The sequence below is a fragment of the Streptomyces cavernae genome (genome assembly GCF_004023625.1).
GTDB lineage: Bacteria > Actinomycetota > Actinomycetes > Streptomycetales > Streptomycetaceae > Streptomyces > Streptomyces cavernae.
Genome location: NZ_RPDJ01000014.1, coordinates 118,855 through 135,207, shown reverse-complemented (window position 1 = coordinate 135,207; position 16,353 = coordinate 118,855). Strand labels below are relative to the sequence as shown.

General features: G+C 72.6%; 12 protein-coding genes and 1 tRNA gene. 10 read left to right on the top strand and 3 right to left on the bottom strand.

The annotated features are described in order from the left end of the window. Positions 1-107 precede the first annotated feature (107 nt). The 8 genes from EF387_RS24125 (at position 108) to EF387_RS24090 (ending at position 8,931) form a co-directional block, all read left to right on the top strand. Complete coding sequence (locus EF387_RS24125) at positions 108-1,622, top strand: NsdA family TPR-like regulatory protein (RefSeq protein WP_128378698.1); 1,515 nt, start codon at positions 108-110, stop codon at positions 1,620-1,622. A 976-nt stretch (positions 1,623-2,598) separates the two neighbouring features. Beyond that, positions 2,599-3,567, top strand: coding sequence for a phosphatase PAP2 family protein (locus EF387_RS24120; RefSeq protein ID WP_128378697.1), 969 nt, complete (start codon positions 2,599-2,601; stop codon positions 3,565-3,567). Next, positions 3,494-4,633: a hypothetical protein gene (locus tag EF387_RS24115; protein WP_420802615.1), complete on the top strand. Its 1,140-nt coding sequence runs from the start codon at positions 3,494-3,496 to the stop codon at positions 4,631-4,633. Before EF387_RS24120 ends, EF387_RS24115 begins: the two co-directional genes overlap by 74 nt. Further along, positions 4,624-6,228 carry a hypothetical protein gene (locus EF387_RS24110; RefSeq protein ID WP_128378695.1) on the top strand — a complete coding sequence of 535 codons (1,605 nt, stop codon included), beginning with the start codon at positions 4,624-4,626 and terminating at the stop codon, positions 6,226-6,228. Before EF387_RS24115 ends, EF387_RS24110 begins: the two co-directional genes overlap by 10 nt. Further along, a complete protein-coding gene (locus EF387_RS24105) occupies positions 6,225-7,589 on the top strand; it encodes an AAA domain-containing protein (RefSeq protein WP_128378694.1) in 1,365 nt (454 codons plus the stop codon). The genes EF387_RS24110 and EF387_RS24105 overlap by 4 nt, the downstream gene beginning before the upstream one ends. A gap of 171 nt (positions 7,590-7,760) precedes the next feature. Continuing rightward, complete coding sequence (locus tag EF387_RS24100; protein WP_128378693.1) at positions 7,761-8,126, top strand: hypothetical protein; 366 nt, start codon at positions 7,761-7,763, stop codon at positions 8,124-8,126. A 117-nt stretch (positions 8,127-8,243) separates the two neighbouring features. Further along, positions 8,244-8,867 carry a hypothetical protein gene (locus EF387_RS24095; protein WP_128378692.1) on the top strand — a complete coding sequence of 208 codons (624 nt, stop codon included), beginning with the start codon at positions 8,244-8,246 and terminating at the stop codon, positions 8,865-8,867. Continuing rightward, positions 8,858-8,931: transfer RNA gene (locus EF387_RS24090), tRNA-Lys, on the top strand. Before EF387_RS24095 ends, EF387_RS24090 begins: the two co-directional genes overlap by 10 nt. 255 nt (positions 8,932-9,186) lie before the next feature. Here the strand turns inward: EF387_RS24090 and EF387_RS24085 are convergent. Further along, positions 9,187-10,575, bottom strand: a complete 1,389-nt coding sequence (locus tag EF387_RS24085; protein WP_128378691.1) for a M6 family metalloprotease domain-containing protein — start codon at positions 10,573-10,575, stop codon at positions 9,187-9,189. 526 nt (positions 10,576-11,101) lie between these two features. Here EF387_RS24085 and EF387_RS24080 point away from each other — a divergent pair. Beyond that, on the top strand, positions 11,102-12,805 hold the full coding sequence (locus tag EF387_RS24080) for a putative bifunctional diguanylate cyclase/phosphodiesterase (RefSeq protein WP_420802612.1): 1,704 nt from the start codon (positions 11,102-11,104) through the stop codon (positions 12,803-12,805). Between the two features lie 136 nt (positions 12,806-12,941). On the opposite strand, the gene EF387_RS24075 is transcribed toward EF387_RS24080, so the two are convergent. Next, a complete protein-coding gene (locus EF387_RS24075; protein WP_128378689.1) occupies positions 12,942-14,045 on the bottom strand; it encodes an LLM class flavin-dependent oxidoreductase in 1,104 nt (367 codons plus the stop codon). Between the two features lie 155 nt (positions 14,046-14,200). Further along, complete coding sequence (locus tag EF387_RS24070) at positions 14,201-14,932, bottom strand: maleate cis-trans isomerase family protein (RefSeq protein ID WP_128378688.1); 732 nt, start codon at positions 14,930-14,932, stop codon at positions 14,201-14,203. Positions 14,933-15,358: 426 nt separating this feature from the next. Here EF387_RS24070 and EF387_RS24065 point away from each other — a divergent pair, with 426 nt between their 5' ends. Continuing rightward, complete coding sequence (locus EF387_RS24065; protein ID WP_128378687.1) at positions 15,359-16,315, top strand: D-2-hydroxyacid dehydrogenase; 957 nt, start codon at positions 15,359-15,361, stop codon at positions 16,313-16,315. The last annotated feature ends 38 nt before the right edge of the window (positions 16,316-16,353 follow it).

Below are 16,353 nucleotides of genomic sequence, written 5' to 3'. Positions count from 1 at the left end.
TCGCGTGGCGGCGCGGTCTCACCTAGTACGTTCGTGCCCCGCCGGTGCAGGGCACAACTCCGCCCGGTTCCGGCATGGTTCGACGGTTCGTACGAGAGGGCCCGGCCATGGCGTCGTCATCGGAGACCTCGTCCGAGTACCCCCGGCCGCCGCGGCCGAACCTCGCTTTCCGGGAGCTGCGCGGGCAGCGCTCGCCGGGCGAGTTCGCTGCGGCGGTACGGCGGGCCGCCCGCGAGATCGGCGAGCGGGTCAGCTGTGACGCGCGTTACGTCGGACGGGTCGAGGCAGGCGAGATCCGCTGCCCCAACTACGCCTACGAACGGGTGTTCCTGCACATGTTCCCCGGCCGGACGCTCACGGACCTGGGCTTCACGCCCCGCTCGGTCGTACGCGGCCGGGCGGCCCGCACCACGGAGGAGGAGCCCCCGCGTCCCACGAGCCCGTCGGGTCCCAGGAGTTCGGGGCAGGCGACGAACCCGGCGCGGACGGCGTATGAGAAACGGGAGGGGTCCGAGCCGTATGACACCTACGACAGGTACGGCACCTACGACGCCTACGCACCACACGAGAACCACGATCGGAACCACGAGGAGAGCGACGTGCAGCGTCGCGCGTTCATGACGGGCGGCACCGCCACAGTGGCGACCGCCTCACTGGGCCCCCTGGGGCTCCTGGGCAACGCGGCCTCGGCCACGGAACGCCCCGTGCGCCGGGTCGGTTCGGCCGAGGTCGGCGCGGTCGAGGAGGCCGTGCGCAAGATCCGGCTGCTCGACGACCGGCACGGCGCCGACGGCCTCTACCAGCGGGCCGCGACCCCCCTGCGTACCGCCTACGCCCTGCTGGACGCGGGCACGGCCCGCCAGTCCACCGCCGACCGCCTGCACTCCGGCACCGGCGAACTGGCCATCTCGGTGGGCTGGCTGGCCCATGACTCGGGACGGTTCGACGACGCGCGCTCCCACTACGCCGAGGCCCTCGCCACCGCCCGGATGACCGGCGACGCCGCCCTGGAGGCACACGCCTTCTGCAACACGGCGTTCCTGGCGCGCGACGCGGGCCGGCCCCGCGAGGCGCTCCGCGCGGCGCAGGCCGCGCAGCGCGCCGCGCGCGCCCTGGGCTCGCCCCGGCTGCTGTCGCTGCTGGCGCTGCGCGAGGCGGGCGGCTGGGCCGGGCTCGGCGACCGCACCGCCTGCGCCCAGTCGCTCGCCCGCGCGCGGGCGCTCTACGAGCGGGGCGCCTCGGACGCCGACCCGGAGTGGATGAGCTTCTACGGAGCCGCCGAGGTGGAGGGGCTGGAGGCGCAGTGCTGGTCGACGCTGGGCGACTGGCCCCGCGCGGCCCGGCACGCCCATCGGGCGGCGGCCCTCCAGGACCCGCACTTCACTCGCAACATCGCCCTGTACACGGCGCAACTGGCCGACGATCTGGTCCGCGGCGGCAGACCGGACGAGGCGGCCGTGGCGGGCCTGCGCGTCCTGGACCTGCTGGACCAGGTCCAGTCCTCCCGCATCCAGTCGATGCTGGCGGGCACGGCCCGGGTCCTGCTGCCGCACCGCAGGGCATCGGGAGTCTCGGCCTTCCTGCAACGCCACGCGACCCTGACCCGCCGCGGAGCCGCCTAGCTCCGGGCGAAGACCAGACCAGACCGGGCCAACTGGGCCAGACTTGGCGAGACCGGGCCCCCAAGCGGGGCCGGACCCGGCCCGGGGGAAGCAAAAGCGGCCCCGGTCCGGGCCCGGAGAGCGGCCCCGGTCACGGAGCAAGAAGTCGACCCCGCTTCGGGGCGGAGACCAGCCCCGCCCCCGAGCAGCAAGCCCGGCACCGGGGGGAGCACCCGGCTCCATACGCAGAAGCCGGCCGTCCGGCGCGGGCGGTGGCCATGGCGGCGGGGCACCTTGGCCGGCCGGAGGAACGACCGGCACCGACCGCAGGAACCGATCGCCCCGGACGGAGAGCGACCGGTCTCCGAGCGGAAAGCGACCGTTCCCGGGGCGGGAAGCGACCGGCCCGCGTGCCGAGAACCGACCACCCCCGGACGGAGAGCGACCCGTCTCCAAGCGGAAAGCGACCATCCCCGGGGCGGGAAGCGACCGGCCCGCGTGCCGAGAACCGACCACCCCCGGACGGAGAGCGACCCGTCTCCAAGCGGAAAGCGACCATCCCCGGGGCGGGGAGCAACTGACGTCCGAGCAAAAAGCGACCGCCCCCGGGCAGAGAGCGACCGACCCCCCGAGCAAAAAGCCGACCGTCCCGGAGCAGAAGTCGACCGGCCCCAGGTAGGAGGAGCGGCTGGGCGCGGCGCGATTCCGGTGGCAGGGACCCTTGCAGGAGCGCGGGCCGACAACGGCTCAACTCCGCGGAGTCGGGCAAGAAAACCGGCGCGGTTCCACCGATCGGCACCGGTGCACATGCCACCAACCGGCGTCGGCGCAGTTCCACGGGGCGGGGCCGGGGAACCCAGCACGGAGCAACCCCGCGGGCGATCTCTGCGTCTTGGACAACCGGGGACGCACACGGAGTCGTTCATTCTCATCGTAGGGTCGTACGAACAAGCCACCGGCCCATCGGGAAGCCGGGAAGAAGGGGGAGGGCGATCGGATGCCGCGGACCGAGTCACCAGGCATCGGGGCGACCCCACCGGCCCGGCTGCGCTGGTGGACCGAAGTGCCGCTCATCCTCCTGGTGTACGTCTGCTACTCGGCGGGCCGCCTGCTCGCCCGCGGTGACGTATCGACCGCCGTCGACCACGGCCTGGCGATCCTGCGCGTCGAGAAGTTCCTGCGCATCAACGCCGAGCACCCGCTGAACCGGCTGTTCACGCGCGAGCCCTGGATAGGCATACCCGCCGACTTCTTGTACGCGTCGCTGCACTACGTGGTCACCCCGTTGGTCCTGGTGTGGCTGTTCCGTTCCAAGGCCCTGCACTACCGCGCCGCCCGCACCTGGCTGTGGACCTCCACCTTCATCGGCCTCATCGGCTTCACCCTGCTGCCCACCTGCCCGCCCCGGCTGCTGTCCGCCGGCTACGGCTTCGTGGACACCATGGCCCAGTACAGCGACTACGGCTGGTGGGGCGCCGAGGCCAGTGCCCCGCGCGGCATGGGCGGCATGACCAACCAGTACGCGGCGATGCCGAGCCTGCACGTCGGCTGGGCGCTGTGGTGCGGAGTGATGCTGTGGCGGCACGGAGGCACGCGCCTCGCCAAGACCGCCGCGGTCGCCTACCCGCTGATCACCACGATCGTGGTCATGGGCACCGCCAACCACTACTTCCTGGACGCGGTCGCGGGCGCCGCCGTTATGGGCCTCGGACTGCTGCTGACCCGCCCCGTCATGCGGCTCGCGGACCGGGCGCGAGTGCTGCTGAAGGTGAGTTCCGCGCCGGTCGCCCCGGTCTCTCCCGGCCCTCGTGCCCCAATTGTCAGTGGGGAGTGCCAGACTTCGGCGGGTGAGCGAATTCCCCGACAGCGCACAGACGAACAGCGCACAGACCATGTCGCCCAGGCCGCCCGGCAGATTGCCGGCGCCGGCGACGCGGGGGACGGCACTCCGGCAGCGGCTCGCTGAGCTGCGCGGCCCGGCGGTCCCGCCCCAGCCGCTCGACGCCCGCGCCCTCGCCGCGCTCGCCTCGAACCCCGGCTGCAAGCGACGCGCGCTGCTGGACGGGGCGGGGGTGAACAAGGCGACGCTGGCGAGCGCCCTCGGCTCCCCGTCCGCCTTCGGACAGTCGCAGTTCGCCTTCATGCGGGGCAACGCCTTCGAGGCCCGGGTCAAGGCCGACGGCGGCGCCGAGCTGCTGCGGCTCGTGCACGAACGGATGGGCGGGCCCGCACCGGACGAGGCACGGGTTCCCGACCTCGCGGCCGTGGGCCCCGAAGGGCGGACGGCCCGCACCGCGCTCGCCCTCCGCGAGGCCACCGAGTCCGGCGGCTGGACGCTGCTGGACCATCCGATGCTCGCCCTGGACGTCGCCGGGTCGTCCGCGTTCCTTGAGCCGGACGCGGTCGTCGTGCACCCCGACGGCGGCTGGACCGTCGTGGAGATCAAGTCCTTCCCGATGGTGGACGGCTCGGCGGACCCCGCCAAGGTCGGCGCCGCGGCACGGCAGGCCGCCGTGTACGTGCTGGCCCTGGAGGAGGTCGCCGCCCGCCTCCACCCCGCCCCGGCCGTGCACCACCGCATCCTCCTGGTGTGCCCGAAGGACTTCTCCAACCTGCCGACCGCGTCCGCGGTGGACATCCGCAAGCAGCGCTCGGTGACCCGCCGCCAACTGGCCCGGCTGACCCGTATCGAGGACATCGCGGACGACCTGCCGCCCGGTATCTGCTTCTCCCCCGACCTCCCGCCGACCGAGCTGTCGGCGGCGGTCGAGTCGGTCCCCGCGGCCTACGCCCCCGAGTGCCTGTCGGCGTGCGAACTCGCCTTCCACTGCCGCGAACGCGCGCGCGAGCGGGGGGCGGTGACCGCCCTGGGCCGCGCCCTGCGGGGCGAACTGGGCGGTCTGACCACGGTCGACTCGGTCCTGTCAGCGGCGCACGGCGAGTCCGGCGACCCGGAGGACCCGGCGGTACGGGCGCTGCGCCGGGCCGCGGAACTGCGCCGCGAGGCGCTCGGAGGTCCCGGATGTCACTGATCTCCGCCCTCGCCCGGCTCGAAGCCGTCCAGACCGGCCGCGCCCAGCCCGCCGCCACCGCACGACACCGGCACCTCTCCGACCGCCCCCTCGTCCTCGTACCGCTGACCACCGCGGGAGAGGCCGGGGCGCCGCTCGGAGCACTCGTCGGTACGGACCGGGACGCGCCGCGGCTGCTCGTCGTGCCGCAACCGCGCGACCGCGATCTGCGGTTCGCCTTCCTCGCGGAACTCGCCGACGTCGTCCTGCCGTACATCGACACGTACGCCGAGGCCGCCGAGTCCGCCGAACGCAACGAAACCGACCCGGAGACCGGCAAACGCGTCAAGGTCGAGGTCGAACTGTGCTCCGACGCACCCCAGTTGATCGTGCCGAGCCGGGCCGGCGTCGACTACGTACGACTGCTGGGGCGTTCCATGCGGTTCCGGCGCACCGCCGAGCAGGAACCGGAGGCACCCCATCCCGCGCCACCACGGGTACCACTGCTCGGGCGGTGGCTCACCCACTACGGGGAGCGGGCCCGCGTACCGGGCTCCTCGCTGCTGCTCGCACTCACGGAAGTGCTGTCCCGGCACTGGGCGACCGGACAGAGCAGCCTCGAGGACCAACACCTGGGCGCCCTGCTCGCCTGGATCGACCCACCGGACGGCACCTCCGGCGCCGAAGCCGCGCTGAGCGCCGAACTGGCCCGGGACGAACGGGGCCAGCTGCGGTGTCCGCCGGCCGGACCCGCCACCGACCCGGCCTTCGACAACAAGCTGCTCGCCCCCGCCATCGAGCGCTACGACCGCGCCCGCACCCGGCTCGCCGCCGCCGAGGACGGCCTCCAGGCCGACGACCGGCTCGCGGAACTCACCGCCGCCGAGCACGGGATCCGCGCCCTCGTCGAGAGCCGCACCCGGCCCACCTGGGACGCCGTGTGGCGGGGCATCGACCTGCTGCGCGCACTGCCCGAGGGCGCACACGTGGCCGACCGGTGGACCCGGGACCGCTGGTCGTTCACCGGGCACCGGGACCGGGTCACCGCCGGGGAGCCCCCGCAGCCACGCCACGACGACGCGGTGACGGCGGCGAACAAGCTCGCCACCCGCGAGCGCGAGCAGGCCCGGCTGGAGGCGCAGGAAGCCCTCGACGACCCACTGATCATGGCCGGGCGGCGGCTCGCCGGGGAAGCCTTCGCGGGCGAGGTCATCGACGTGGTGATGGCGTACAGCGACAGCAAACGGCCCAGCCCCCGGCCGCTGGTCACCGTACGCACGGAGGACCGGCCGCACCTCGGCGAGCGCACCAAGGTCTACCGCCAATTGGGCGGGAAACCGCAGGCCGCCGAGTTCGTCCGGTACGAGGGGCAGGAGGGCGCCGGTGCGCTGTTCGTGCTGCGGATCCTCGACAAGATGGGCCGGGGCAAGGAGCCCGAGGCCGGTTCCGTACCGGAGAAGGGCGACCACGTCTGCTTCACGCTCTTCGAACACGAACAGCGTGGCGGGGCGAAACTGCCCGATCCGGAGGAGACACCGTGGACACACGGCGGGCCCCCGGGCGAGCGCACCGAATCACCCCTGCCGGACCCGGTGACGGAGGAGGACGCCCTGTGACCACGACCTTCACCGGCACGCCGGACGCCCCCGGTGTCTTCGACCCCGGCGCCGAGGCCACCCGGGCCACCGACGCCATCCTGCGCGACACGCTGCACGGGCCCGAGCGCGGAGTCGTCGTGGACTCGCCCCCGGGCGCCGGCAAATCGACCCTCGTCGTCCGGGCCGCACTGGAACTCGCCTCCGCCGGGCGCCCCCTGATGGTCATCGCGCAGACCAACGCCCAGGTCGACGACCTGGTGCTGCGGCTCGCCGAGAAGGACCCGACGCTGCCCGTGGGCCGGCTGCACAGCAGCGACCCCGACCCGTACGACAAGGCGCTGGACGACCTCGACAACGTCCGCACGTCCGCGAAGGCCGCCGAGCTGGCGGGACTGGACGTGGTCGTCTCGACCGCCGCCAAATGGGCCCACGTCAAGGTCGACGAGCCCTGGCGACACGCCATCGTCGACGAGGCGTACCAGATGCGCTCCGATGCCCTGCTCGCCGTGGCCGGACTCTTCGAACGGGCCCTGTTCGTCGGCGACCCGGGGCAGCTCGACCCGTTCGCGATCGTGGGGTCGGAGCAGTGGGCGGGGCTGTCCTACGACCCGTCCGCGTCGGCCGTGACGACCCTGCTGGCGCACAACCCCGATCTGCCCCAGCACCGGCTCCCCGTCTCCTGGCGGCTGCCCGCCTCGGCGGCGCCCCTGGTCTCCGACGCCTTCTACCCGTACACCCCGTTCCGCAGCGGCACCGGCCCCGGCGACCGGCGACTGGACTTCGCGGTCGCGTCGGACGGCGGCGGGCCGGACCGGGTGATCGACGAAGCGGCCAGGTCCGGCTGGGGCCTGCTGGAGCTGCCCGAACGGCACACGCCCCGCACGGACCCCGAGGCCGTGCGGGCTGTCGCCCAGGTCGTACGCCGTCTGCTGGACCGCGCCGGCGCCGCCACCTCCGAGCGGTCCCCCGAACCGGTCCCGCTCACCGCCGACCGGATCGCCGTCGGCACGGCCCACCGAGACCAGGCAGCGGCGGTACGGGCCGCGCTGACGGACCTCGGCGTCACCGATGTCACCGTGGACACGGCCAACCGGCTGCAGGGCCGCGAGTACGACGTGACGGTCGTGCTCCACCCTCTCTCCGGCCGCCCGGACGCGACGGCGTTCCACCTGGAGACGGGCCGGCTGTGCGTTCTCGCCTCCCGCCACCGCCACGCGTGCATCGTGGTGTGCCGGGCCGGTGTCCCCGCCCTGCTGGACGACCACCCGTCGACCGAGCCGGTGCAGTTGGGGGTCAATGTGAAGTTCCCCGACGGATGGGAGGCGCATCACGCCGTGCTGTCCCAGCTGTCCGAGCACAGGGTGACGTGGAGGCCCTGACCTGTCCGTCCCCGCCGGCCCGCGCGTGCCGCAGCCTGCTGGTCACGGCGGCGCCGCGCCGGCCGGGCGGGGCGGCATGGTGTTCCTCACGGCGCTCTTGCGCGGGCGCGGGACAATGGACGGTGGTCCACCCACGCAGAGGGGCCACCGACCGTACGAGGAGGACAAGACATGGCGGAGCCCACGCCGCGTCGGAACCAGCCGCGGCTACGCCCCGCGCCCCTGCTCTTCGAGCCCGCGGAGGCCGCCGCCGACCCGGAGCACTTCTTCGATCTCGAGTCGATCGACGATCCCCGGGCGCTGCTGGACCGCGCCACCGAACTGACCCAGGCGTTCCGTGCCGCGACCGACCGGGCCGTCGAGTTCCAGGCGATCGCCGCCGCCCAACTCGCCGATCCCCGCAGATTCGACCGCCTCACGCCCGCAGCGATCGCCGAACGCGCGGAGTGGACCGAGGACTACGCGAAGAAGATGGTGGAGTTCGGCAGGGACCTGATGCGAGGGGTGGAGACCACGGGGAGCGCCGATCCGGTATGACCATCGGATGTCCGTATGGCATATGCCCGGCGGCAAGGTACCCCACCCCGCTCCCTCTTGTCCCGATTTCTGGGAACTCTGCGGGAGGCACCGTTCACTCCCGGTAGTTATGAATGCATGAGCAGCCATCCTCACCCGGCGAGCCCCTCCCTCCCACTCCCCGCCCCCGAGCAGCCCGACACGACGCACGTCACCGCGGACGGCGCGGCCTGGCTGGCCTCCGCCGACCCCTGCCCACGCCGCCTCCTCGCCCGGTGGGCGGAACGACCCGAGGAGCCCGCGGTGCTCAGCTGCGGGACCGTCTTCGACGTGGTGACCGCGCCGGTGCTCTTCGGGCGGCGGATGCTGGACCGGCTGTGGGGTGAGGGGCCGGGGTCCGGGCCGGTGGCCGTGTACCGCGGGCGCATGCTGCTGTTCGCCGCCCCCGGCGCGGCCCAGCGGCTGCCCACGCTGCTCGGCTGGGAGGAGTGGGGGGCCGCCGGCCGCCTCGGGGCGGTGCCACTGCCGCTGCTCTGCCACGGCCTCGGTGACGCGGTGACCGTCCCCGGGCCCGCCACCTGCGGTGATGCGCGACACATGGGCCGCTGGCTGGTCGGCCCCGATACCCGGCAGCCCCTCCTGCCCGGGCCCGATGTGCTCCTCTGGGCGGCCGTGCGGGCGGCTCGCGCGAGCGTTCGGATATCGATTTCTCCTCCCGCCGATCAGGATGCTAAGGTCTACGACGTCAGCAGGCGCCGCTAGCTCAGTTGGTTAGAGCAGCTGACTCTTAATCAGCGGGTCCGGGGTTCGAGTCCCTGGCGGCGCACTCGGACGAGGGCGGAGTGTGTCCACGGAAAGCGTGGACCTGCTCCGTCCTCGTCGTTTTCTGCGCGGCTGCGCCGCGCGTTGTGGGGGCTTTCGCCACCCACACCCCCATGGGGTTGCGCGAGGTGAGGCATCCAGGTGAGGTGGGGCTCGTCCGGGGGGTGGGGCATCCACGTGAGGTGGGGCTCGTCCGGGGGCTTACTGGGGCGGCCTCCGCGTGGGTGTACAGGAGATGGCGTCCACGTGGGGCGGGAGGTCAGCCTCTTGTGATGGTTACCGTCCAGGTGGCGGACGTGGGGCGGTCCTCGACCCTGATGCGGACGCGGTCCTCCCGGATCGTGAAGGTCTCGCCGACATCCACGGGGGCGTCCGCCAGCGGTGGGTACACCGAGGCGTTCCAGCACGCCTCCGTGTACGGGTGGGCGTCGAGGACCTGGACCGGGCCGCCGCCCGACTCCGCGCGATTGCGGACCCGGTAGACCAGCACCCCCTCCCGGCAGGCGGACGCGTCGTTCCCGAGAGGACTGCGCGCCTCGAAGGCGAGCGCGCTGTCCATGCCCGTCGGCACGACCGCCAGCTTCTTGGCCCACCCTGCCTCGCCGCCCGGCGGATCCGCGGCCCTCGGTGGCGCGTACGAGCCGGCGTAGGAACCAACGCCGGAAGGGACGGACGAGCCCACCGCCTCGGCCACACCGATCGGCTCGCTGATCCCGTCGGCCTCCACCGCCTCCAACGTCACCCTCGTACTGCCTGCCCCCCGCGCGCACACCACCTGTTCCGGCGCCAGCCACCCCAGCTTCCACTTGTGCCACGCGAACAGATCCGGAGCCAGGCCGAACTGGCTGCCCATGAGGTCCCAGTCGCCGACGTGTGTGTCCCAGTCGCCCTGGCCGTCGTCGGGGCGGTGGTAGAGGTCGGGCAGGTCGAAGACGTGGCCCGTTTCATGCGCCAGGACCAGGCGGTCCGGCGGGTGGCGCTCGAAGACGGTGACCACACGGCGCAGCGCACTGCCGTCCGCCCGCAGCGGCGCCTCCAGGTTCACCACCTTCGTCGCGTCCGAGTCCACCCCCGGCGCGTCGGGGTCGGCCACGAAGTAGACGATGTCGTACTTGGCGAAGTCGACCCGCGCGTCGGAGGCGGCGAGCGCGTCCTTGATGTAGGCGGTCCGGTGCTCCGCGTTCCAGTCGCGTCTTATCGCGTACGCGGTGGAGGCGCGCGGCATCCTGATCCACCGTCCGAGCGCGTGCGGGCGCAGCGTGAACCTCCCGTAGGAGGCGCGTTCGAAGAAGCGGCTCGTGGCCGGGAAGTGGTCGGCGGCGAGTTGCTGAGGCGTCGTCAGCGGGGCCGAGTCCGGGAAGGAGAGGAAGACCAGGACGGCGTTGAGGGTGCGCAGCGGTCGAGGATACGCCGCGTTCCAGCTGTCAAGTCCCTCGGAGTGGTGTGCGGTGGTGCGTTTCAGGGCGCACGGAGCCGAGAAGGGGGCGGCGACCGTGGGCCCTGCCACCAGTGATGTGGCGGCGAGCGCGGACAGCGAGGTCACGGCGGCGGTCGTACCGTGCCAGCGGGGACGGCCCTCAGAAGCGGACCTTTCCACGAAGGACGACTGACCCGGCACGTCCACCTCCGGATGCGGTTTGCGGGACACCGCACCCAGCCTGGGTGTTTTTGCTCAGTTATGTCCTGTTCTCCTGGCCCGCTCGGGTGAGGGAATCCATCAATCACCGCACCAGAGTGGTCTCCCGACACCCCCGGCGCTCACCCAACGTCACTACCGGTCGGACATCACAGGAACCAGTCCAGGCCACAGAAGAAACGATCTGTCGGATGCTGCCGCACACCGGGAACACTGAAGAGTGGCTGGCTGCTCCCTTCGGCCACCCTCTATGATCGGCACACTTTCCTGCCCGGACACGGCTTGAGCGGCCGTCCATCACCGGCCGACCACCCCGACGAGACCCATCCGAAGAACGACTGCACTGCGGGAGCGAACGGTGAGCGGAACGTCCGATGGGCCGATGCCCGCGGCAGACCTCGTCCGGTCGGCCGTCACAGAGCGTCGTGCAGACGTACATCCCGACGAACATCCTGACGAACATCCCCCAGCGGGTCCCGGCGTGGGTTCCGATGTGCGTCCTGGGACCTTTCGGGCCGCCTTCGCGGAAGGGCCCGCGATGGCCGTGGTCGACCGCGAGGGCCTGGTCGTCACCGCCAACACCGCGCTGGGCAGGGTGCTGGGGATCGCTCCGGACCGGCTGGCCGGGCGGCCCGTGGGCGATCTGGTGGACCTGGCCTCCGACGCCCGCACCTGGCAGGCGTACCGCGAGGTCCTGAGCGGCCGGCAGGCACGGTTGAACTGCACCCGCCGGATCAAGCACCCCGACGGGGAGTGGCTGTGGGTACAGCTGACGCTCACTCCGCTGCCCGAGGACGAGCAGGCGCTGCTGCTGTCGGTCAAGGACATCAGCGCGCGCCGCGAACTCCAGGCCAAACTCCGGCACTTGCAGATGCATGATGCGGTGACCCGGCTGCCCAACCGGACCCTGTTCTTCGAGCGTCTGTCCACCGCACTGGAGGCGGAGCCCTACGACGAGGCCGGCACCGGCCGGATCGGGCTGTGCTACCTGGACCTCGACGGGTTCAAGGCGGTCAACGACACGCTCGGCCACCGGGTGGGCGACCTGCTGCTCGCGGCGGTGGCCGAGCGGCTCAACCGGTGTGCCGACGAGGCGGGGTACGCGCGTATGGCCACCCCGCTGGTGGCGCGGCTCGGCGGGGACGAGTTCGCGCTGCTGGTGGAGAACTCCACCGGGACCGAGCAGTTGGCGGAGCTCGCCGAGTCGGTGCTGAAGGCGCTGCGGGCGCCGTTCGACCTGTCCGGGCAGCGGCTGTCGGTGTCCGCGTCGATCGGAGTCGTGGAGCGGCAGGCGTCCGGGACCACCGCGACCGGGCTGATGCAGGCCGCCGACACCACGCTGTACTGGGCGAAGGCGGACGGCAAGGCCCGCTGGACGCTCTTCGACCCGGAGCGCAACGCGCACCGGATGACCCGTCAGGCGCTGTCCTCCACACTGCGGCCGGCCATCGAGCGGGGCGAGTTCGCCCTGGAGTACCAGCCGCTGGTGAGCATGGAGCAGGGCGATGTCCGCGGGGTGGAGGCGCTCGTACGCTGGAACCACCCCCAGTTCGGCACGTTGGCGCCGAATCGGTTCATCGGACTGGCCGAGGAGGACGGTTCGATCGTGCAGCTCGGGCAGTGGGTGCTCGCCACCGCCTGCCGGCAGGCCCGGACGTGGCAGCTGGAACACCCGGACGTACCGCCGGTGTTCGTGAGCGTCAATGTGGCGGTGCGTCAGGTCTGGGACTCGGACCTCGTGGCGGATGTGGCGGCGATCCTCGCGGAGACCGAACTCGCTCCGCACCTGCTCCAGTTGGAGCTCACCGAGTCGGCGGTGATGGGTTCGGCGGGCCGCCCGCTGCAGGCCCTGCAGGCACTCAGTGACATGGGCGTGCGCATCGCCATCGACGACTTCGGCACCGGCTACTCCAACCTCGCCTACCTCAGCCGGCTGCCGGTGTCCGTACTGAAACTGGACGGCTCGTTCGTCCGGGGCTTCCAGTACGAGGACGACGGCGGATCGGGCGCCGGGCACTCCGGCCGTCCGAACCCGGCGGACGAGGTGATCGTCGAGGCGCTGATCCAACTGGCGCACCGGCTGGGCCTCACGGTGACGGCCGAGTGCGTGGAGACCTCCGGTCAGGCGACCAGGCTGCGGCGCATCGGCTGCGACACCGGGCAGGGATGGCTGTACTCGCGGCCCGTGCCGCCGGACCGCATCTCGGAGCTGCTGCGGGGCGCGGTGCGTTCCGTGCGGTGACGGTCCGGGCGGTGACGGGAGCGGGCGGCGACGGGATCGGACGGCGAGGTGCACTGCGCTGACGGGAGCGGGCGGTGACGGGATCCGGGGACCCGGACCATGTGGTGACCGGTTCCGCCGGCCGCTTGCCCCGTACCTACCGCTGCGGCAAGTCGTAGGCGTCCGCGACGAGTTCGTACGAGCGCAGGCGCAGGTCCGCGCTGTGGGCGTGTGAGGTGATCATCAACTCGTCGGCGCCGGTGCGCTTTTGCAGGTCGTCCAGGCCCGTGCGGACCCCGTCCGCGGTGCCGTGGATGACGTTGGAGTTCCAGCCGTCGACGAACTCCTGCTCCAGCGGGCTGAACTCATACGCCTCCGCCTCCTCCGGGGTGGGGACCAGACCGGGGCGGCCGGTGCGCAGGCGAATCATGTTCAGGGCGGCGGCCCGGACCTGACGGCGGGCCTCCCGCTCGTCGTCGGCGGCCAGCGCCGAGACACCGATCAGCGCGTAAGGGGCGTCCAGCACCTCCGACGGCCGGAACGACTCGCGGTAGAGGTCGAGCGCCGGGATGGTGTTCTGGGCGGAGAAGTGGTGGGCGAAGGCGAAGGGCAGGCCGAGGGCGGCGGCGAGACGGGCGCTGAAGCCGGAGGAGCCGAGGAGCCAGACCGGTGGGCGGTGCGGGCACTGGACGCCGCCGGGTGAGGTGCCCTGGACGGGGCCGGGTACGGCGTGGACGCGGCGGTAGGGGTGGCCGTCGGGGAAGTCGTCGTCGAGGAACCGGGTGAGTTCGACGAGCTGCTGCGGGAAATCGTCGGCGCCTTCGTGCGGCCGGTCCGTGCGGCGCAGGGCGGCGGCCGTGGCACCGTCCGTACCGGGCGCCCGGCCGAGGCCCAGGTCGATCCGGCCCGGTGCCATCGCCTCCAGCGTGCCGAACTGCTCCGCGATCACCAGGGGAGCGTGGTTGGGGAGCATCACGCCGCCCGAACCGAGCCGGATGCGGTCGGTGTGGGCGGCGAGGTGGGCGAGGATCACGGCCGGGGAGGAGGAGGCCACGCCGGGCATGGAGTGGTGTTCGGCGACCCAGTAGCGGTGGAAGCCGCGGGATTCCGCCAGACGGGAGAGGGCGACGCTGGTGCGCAGGGCGTCGGTGGCGGTGCGGCCGGCGCCGACCGTCACCAGGTCCAGTACGGACAGCGGCACCGGTGCGGTGCCCGCGGCTTTGCCTCGTATCTCGTCGGGCGTGTGGTCCGCTTGGGTCACGGGGGCCTCCTGGTCCGGTGCGTCGCGCTGTCCGCGGGGCTTAACAGGAGACGGCCTCCGCTTATTCCCCTTACTCCCCGGCGCTGCGCCCCGCGCGGGGCCGGAGGGGCCGAAGATCCCCTCGCCGGAACCGGAGCATCCTCGGCCCGTCGGCCTCACACCTGCACCAGCGGCTCCTTCGTGAACAGGCTTCCGAGCTGCGGGGCGTTCACCCTGCGGCCGGCCAGGCGCAGGGCCTCCCAGACCGTCACCTGGTTCGCGGTGAGGACCGGTTTGGCCAGTTCCTTCTCCAGGGCCGGGATGTGCGAGGCCGTGTGCAGGGCCATGTCCGGGAGCAGGAGGGCCTGGGCGTCCGGGTGGTCGCCCGCGCGGGCGAGCGCGAGGACCTCCTCGTAGCCCCAGGCCCCGGCCTCCGCGGCGGTGATGCTCCCGCTGCCGCGCACCGCCAGGACCGAGAACCCGGCGTCCCTCAGGAAGGCGGCGAAGAGGGCCGCCACGTCGTCCGGGTAGGTCGCCGCGACGGCGACCCGCCGGGCGCCGAGCTCCTGGGCCGCGTGCACGAAGGCGAAGGACGTGGACGAGGCCGGCATACCGGCCGTCCGGGCCAGGGTGCGCACCTGCTCGTGGGCACCGGACCAGCCGTGGACGAAGCTTCCGCTGGCGCACGCCCACACCACCGCCTCCGCGCCGGACAGCCGCAGCTCCTCCACACCGGCCGCGAGCCGCGCGGTCGTCCCCATCTCCAGCAGCGCGTCCACACGGTGCGCGTCCTCGCCGATGTCGGTGTGCACCAGGGGGAGGCGGATGTCGCTGCCCAGGAGCTGTTCCATGCGTGGGTAGTCGTCCTCGGCCGAATGACCGGGGTACAGAAATCCGAGCGCGGTCATGCCCAACCTTCCTGTTCTTCCGGCAGTACGGGTTCCTGCCGCGCGGCGGCGTCGATCGACCGCTGACAGGGCCCACTGCTCGGGTACCCAAGTGGCGCAGCGCGGCCCATATGCTCACCTGGTTGGCCGAGATCACTGGTGCGCCGGTCGGTGTCGTCGACCGTGCCTCGACGGTCTCATCGGCGGCGCCGTTGCATCGCCGCTGCATCACCGCCTGCGACGCCGTCACCACAGAAGGCGGCGCGCCGGGACGTCGGGACGGGGACGGACCGGGACCGGGTACGGGACCGGGACCGGGTACGGGTACGGGTACGGGTACGGCGACCGTGCGACGACCCTTGTTGACGAAGGTAGATTCGGGTGCGAGCGTGGTCAATCCGCGCATGTCAGACAGCGTGCGCGGCACTCCCACAGAAACGGTCCCCAGTGCCGAACGGTCCCGAGAACACCCTGCTCGTCCTGGACGCCGAGCCCCCGCCCCGGCTGGGCCGGCTCACCGGACGCGCCCGGGTCGTGCACGCCGACGACCGCACGCTTGCCGAGTTGCTGCCCGCGGCTGACGTGCTGCTCGTCTGGGACTTCCAGTCGCACGCCGTACGGACGGCCTGGCCCGGCGAGGGCCCCCGGCCGCGCTGGGTGCACACGGCCAGCGCGGGCGTGGACCATCTGATGTGTCCTGAACTCGCCGCCTCGGACACCGTCGTCACCAACGCCCGCGGCGTCTTCGACGCGCCGATCGCGGAGTACGTGGCCGCACTGGTGCTGGCCATGGCCAAGGATCTGCCGCGCACCTGGGACCTGCAGCGGGAGCGTGTGTGGCGGCACCGCGAGGGAACGCGGGTGGCCGGCACGCGCGCGTGTGTTGTGGGGTCCGGGCCGATCGGCCGGGCGATCGTGAAGACGCTGAAGGCACTCGGTGTCACCACCGCGCTGGTCGGCCGCACCCCGCGTACCGGGGTGTACGGGCCTGAGGAGCTGGACCGGCTGCTGGCCGGGGCGGACTGGGTGATCTCCGCGGCGCCGCTGACGGAGGCGACGCGCGGGATGTTCGACGCGCGGCGCTTCGGGGTGATGCAGCCGTCGGCGCGTTTCGTCAACGTCGGCCGGGGCGCGCTCGTCGACGAGCGGGCGCTCGCGGACGCGCTGCGGAAGCGGTGGATCGCGGGGGCCGCGCTCGACGTCTTCGAGCACGAACCGCTGGGCCCGGACAGTGCGCTGTGGGAGGTGCCCGGGCTGATCGTCTCGCCGCACATGAGCGGGGACACGGTGGGCTGGCGGGACGATCTGGGTGCGCAGTTCGTGGAGTTGTACGAGCGCTGGGAGGCCGGTCGGCCCTTGCTGAACGTGGTCGACAAGGAACGGGGGTACGTGCCCGGACACTGACATCCGGGTAGGACCCCCGCAGTGATCCATACCGCTGC

Bases quoted from the DNA above. Each gene is read 5' to 3' on its own strand.
- EF387_RS24070 (WP_128378688.1), bottom strand. From the start codon at position 14,932: ATGACCGCGCTCGGATTTCTGTACCCCGGTCATTCGGCCGAGGACGAC.
- EF387_RS24125 (WP_128378698.1), top strand. From the start codon at position 108: ATGGCGTCGTCATCGGAGACCTCGTCCGAGTACCCCCGGCCGCCGCGG.
- EF387_RS24110 (WP_128378695.1), top strand. From the start codon at position 4,624: ATGTCACTGATCTCCGCCCTCGCCCGGCTCGAAGCCGTCCAGACCGGC.
- EF387_RS24080 (WP_420802612.1), top strand. From the start codon at position 11,102: ATGGCCGTGGTCGACCGCGAGGGCCTGGTCGTCACCGCCAACACCGCG.
- EF387_RS24100 (WP_128378693.1), top strand. From the start codon at position 7,761: ATGGCGGAGCCCACGCCGCGTCGGAACCAGCCGCGGCTACGCCCCGCG.
- EF387_RS24095 (WP_128378692.1), top strand. From the start codon at position 8,244: ATGAGCAGCCATCCTCACCCGGCGAGCCCCTCCCTCCCACTCCCCGCC.
- EF387_RS24115 (WP_420802615.1), top strand. From the start codon at position 3,494: ATGTCGCCCAGGCCGCCCGGCAGATTGCCGGCGCCGGCGACGCGGGGG.
- EF387_RS24120 (WP_128378697.1), top strand. From the start codon at position 2,599: ATGCCGCGGACCGAGTCACCAGGCATCGGGGCGACCCCACCGGCCCGG.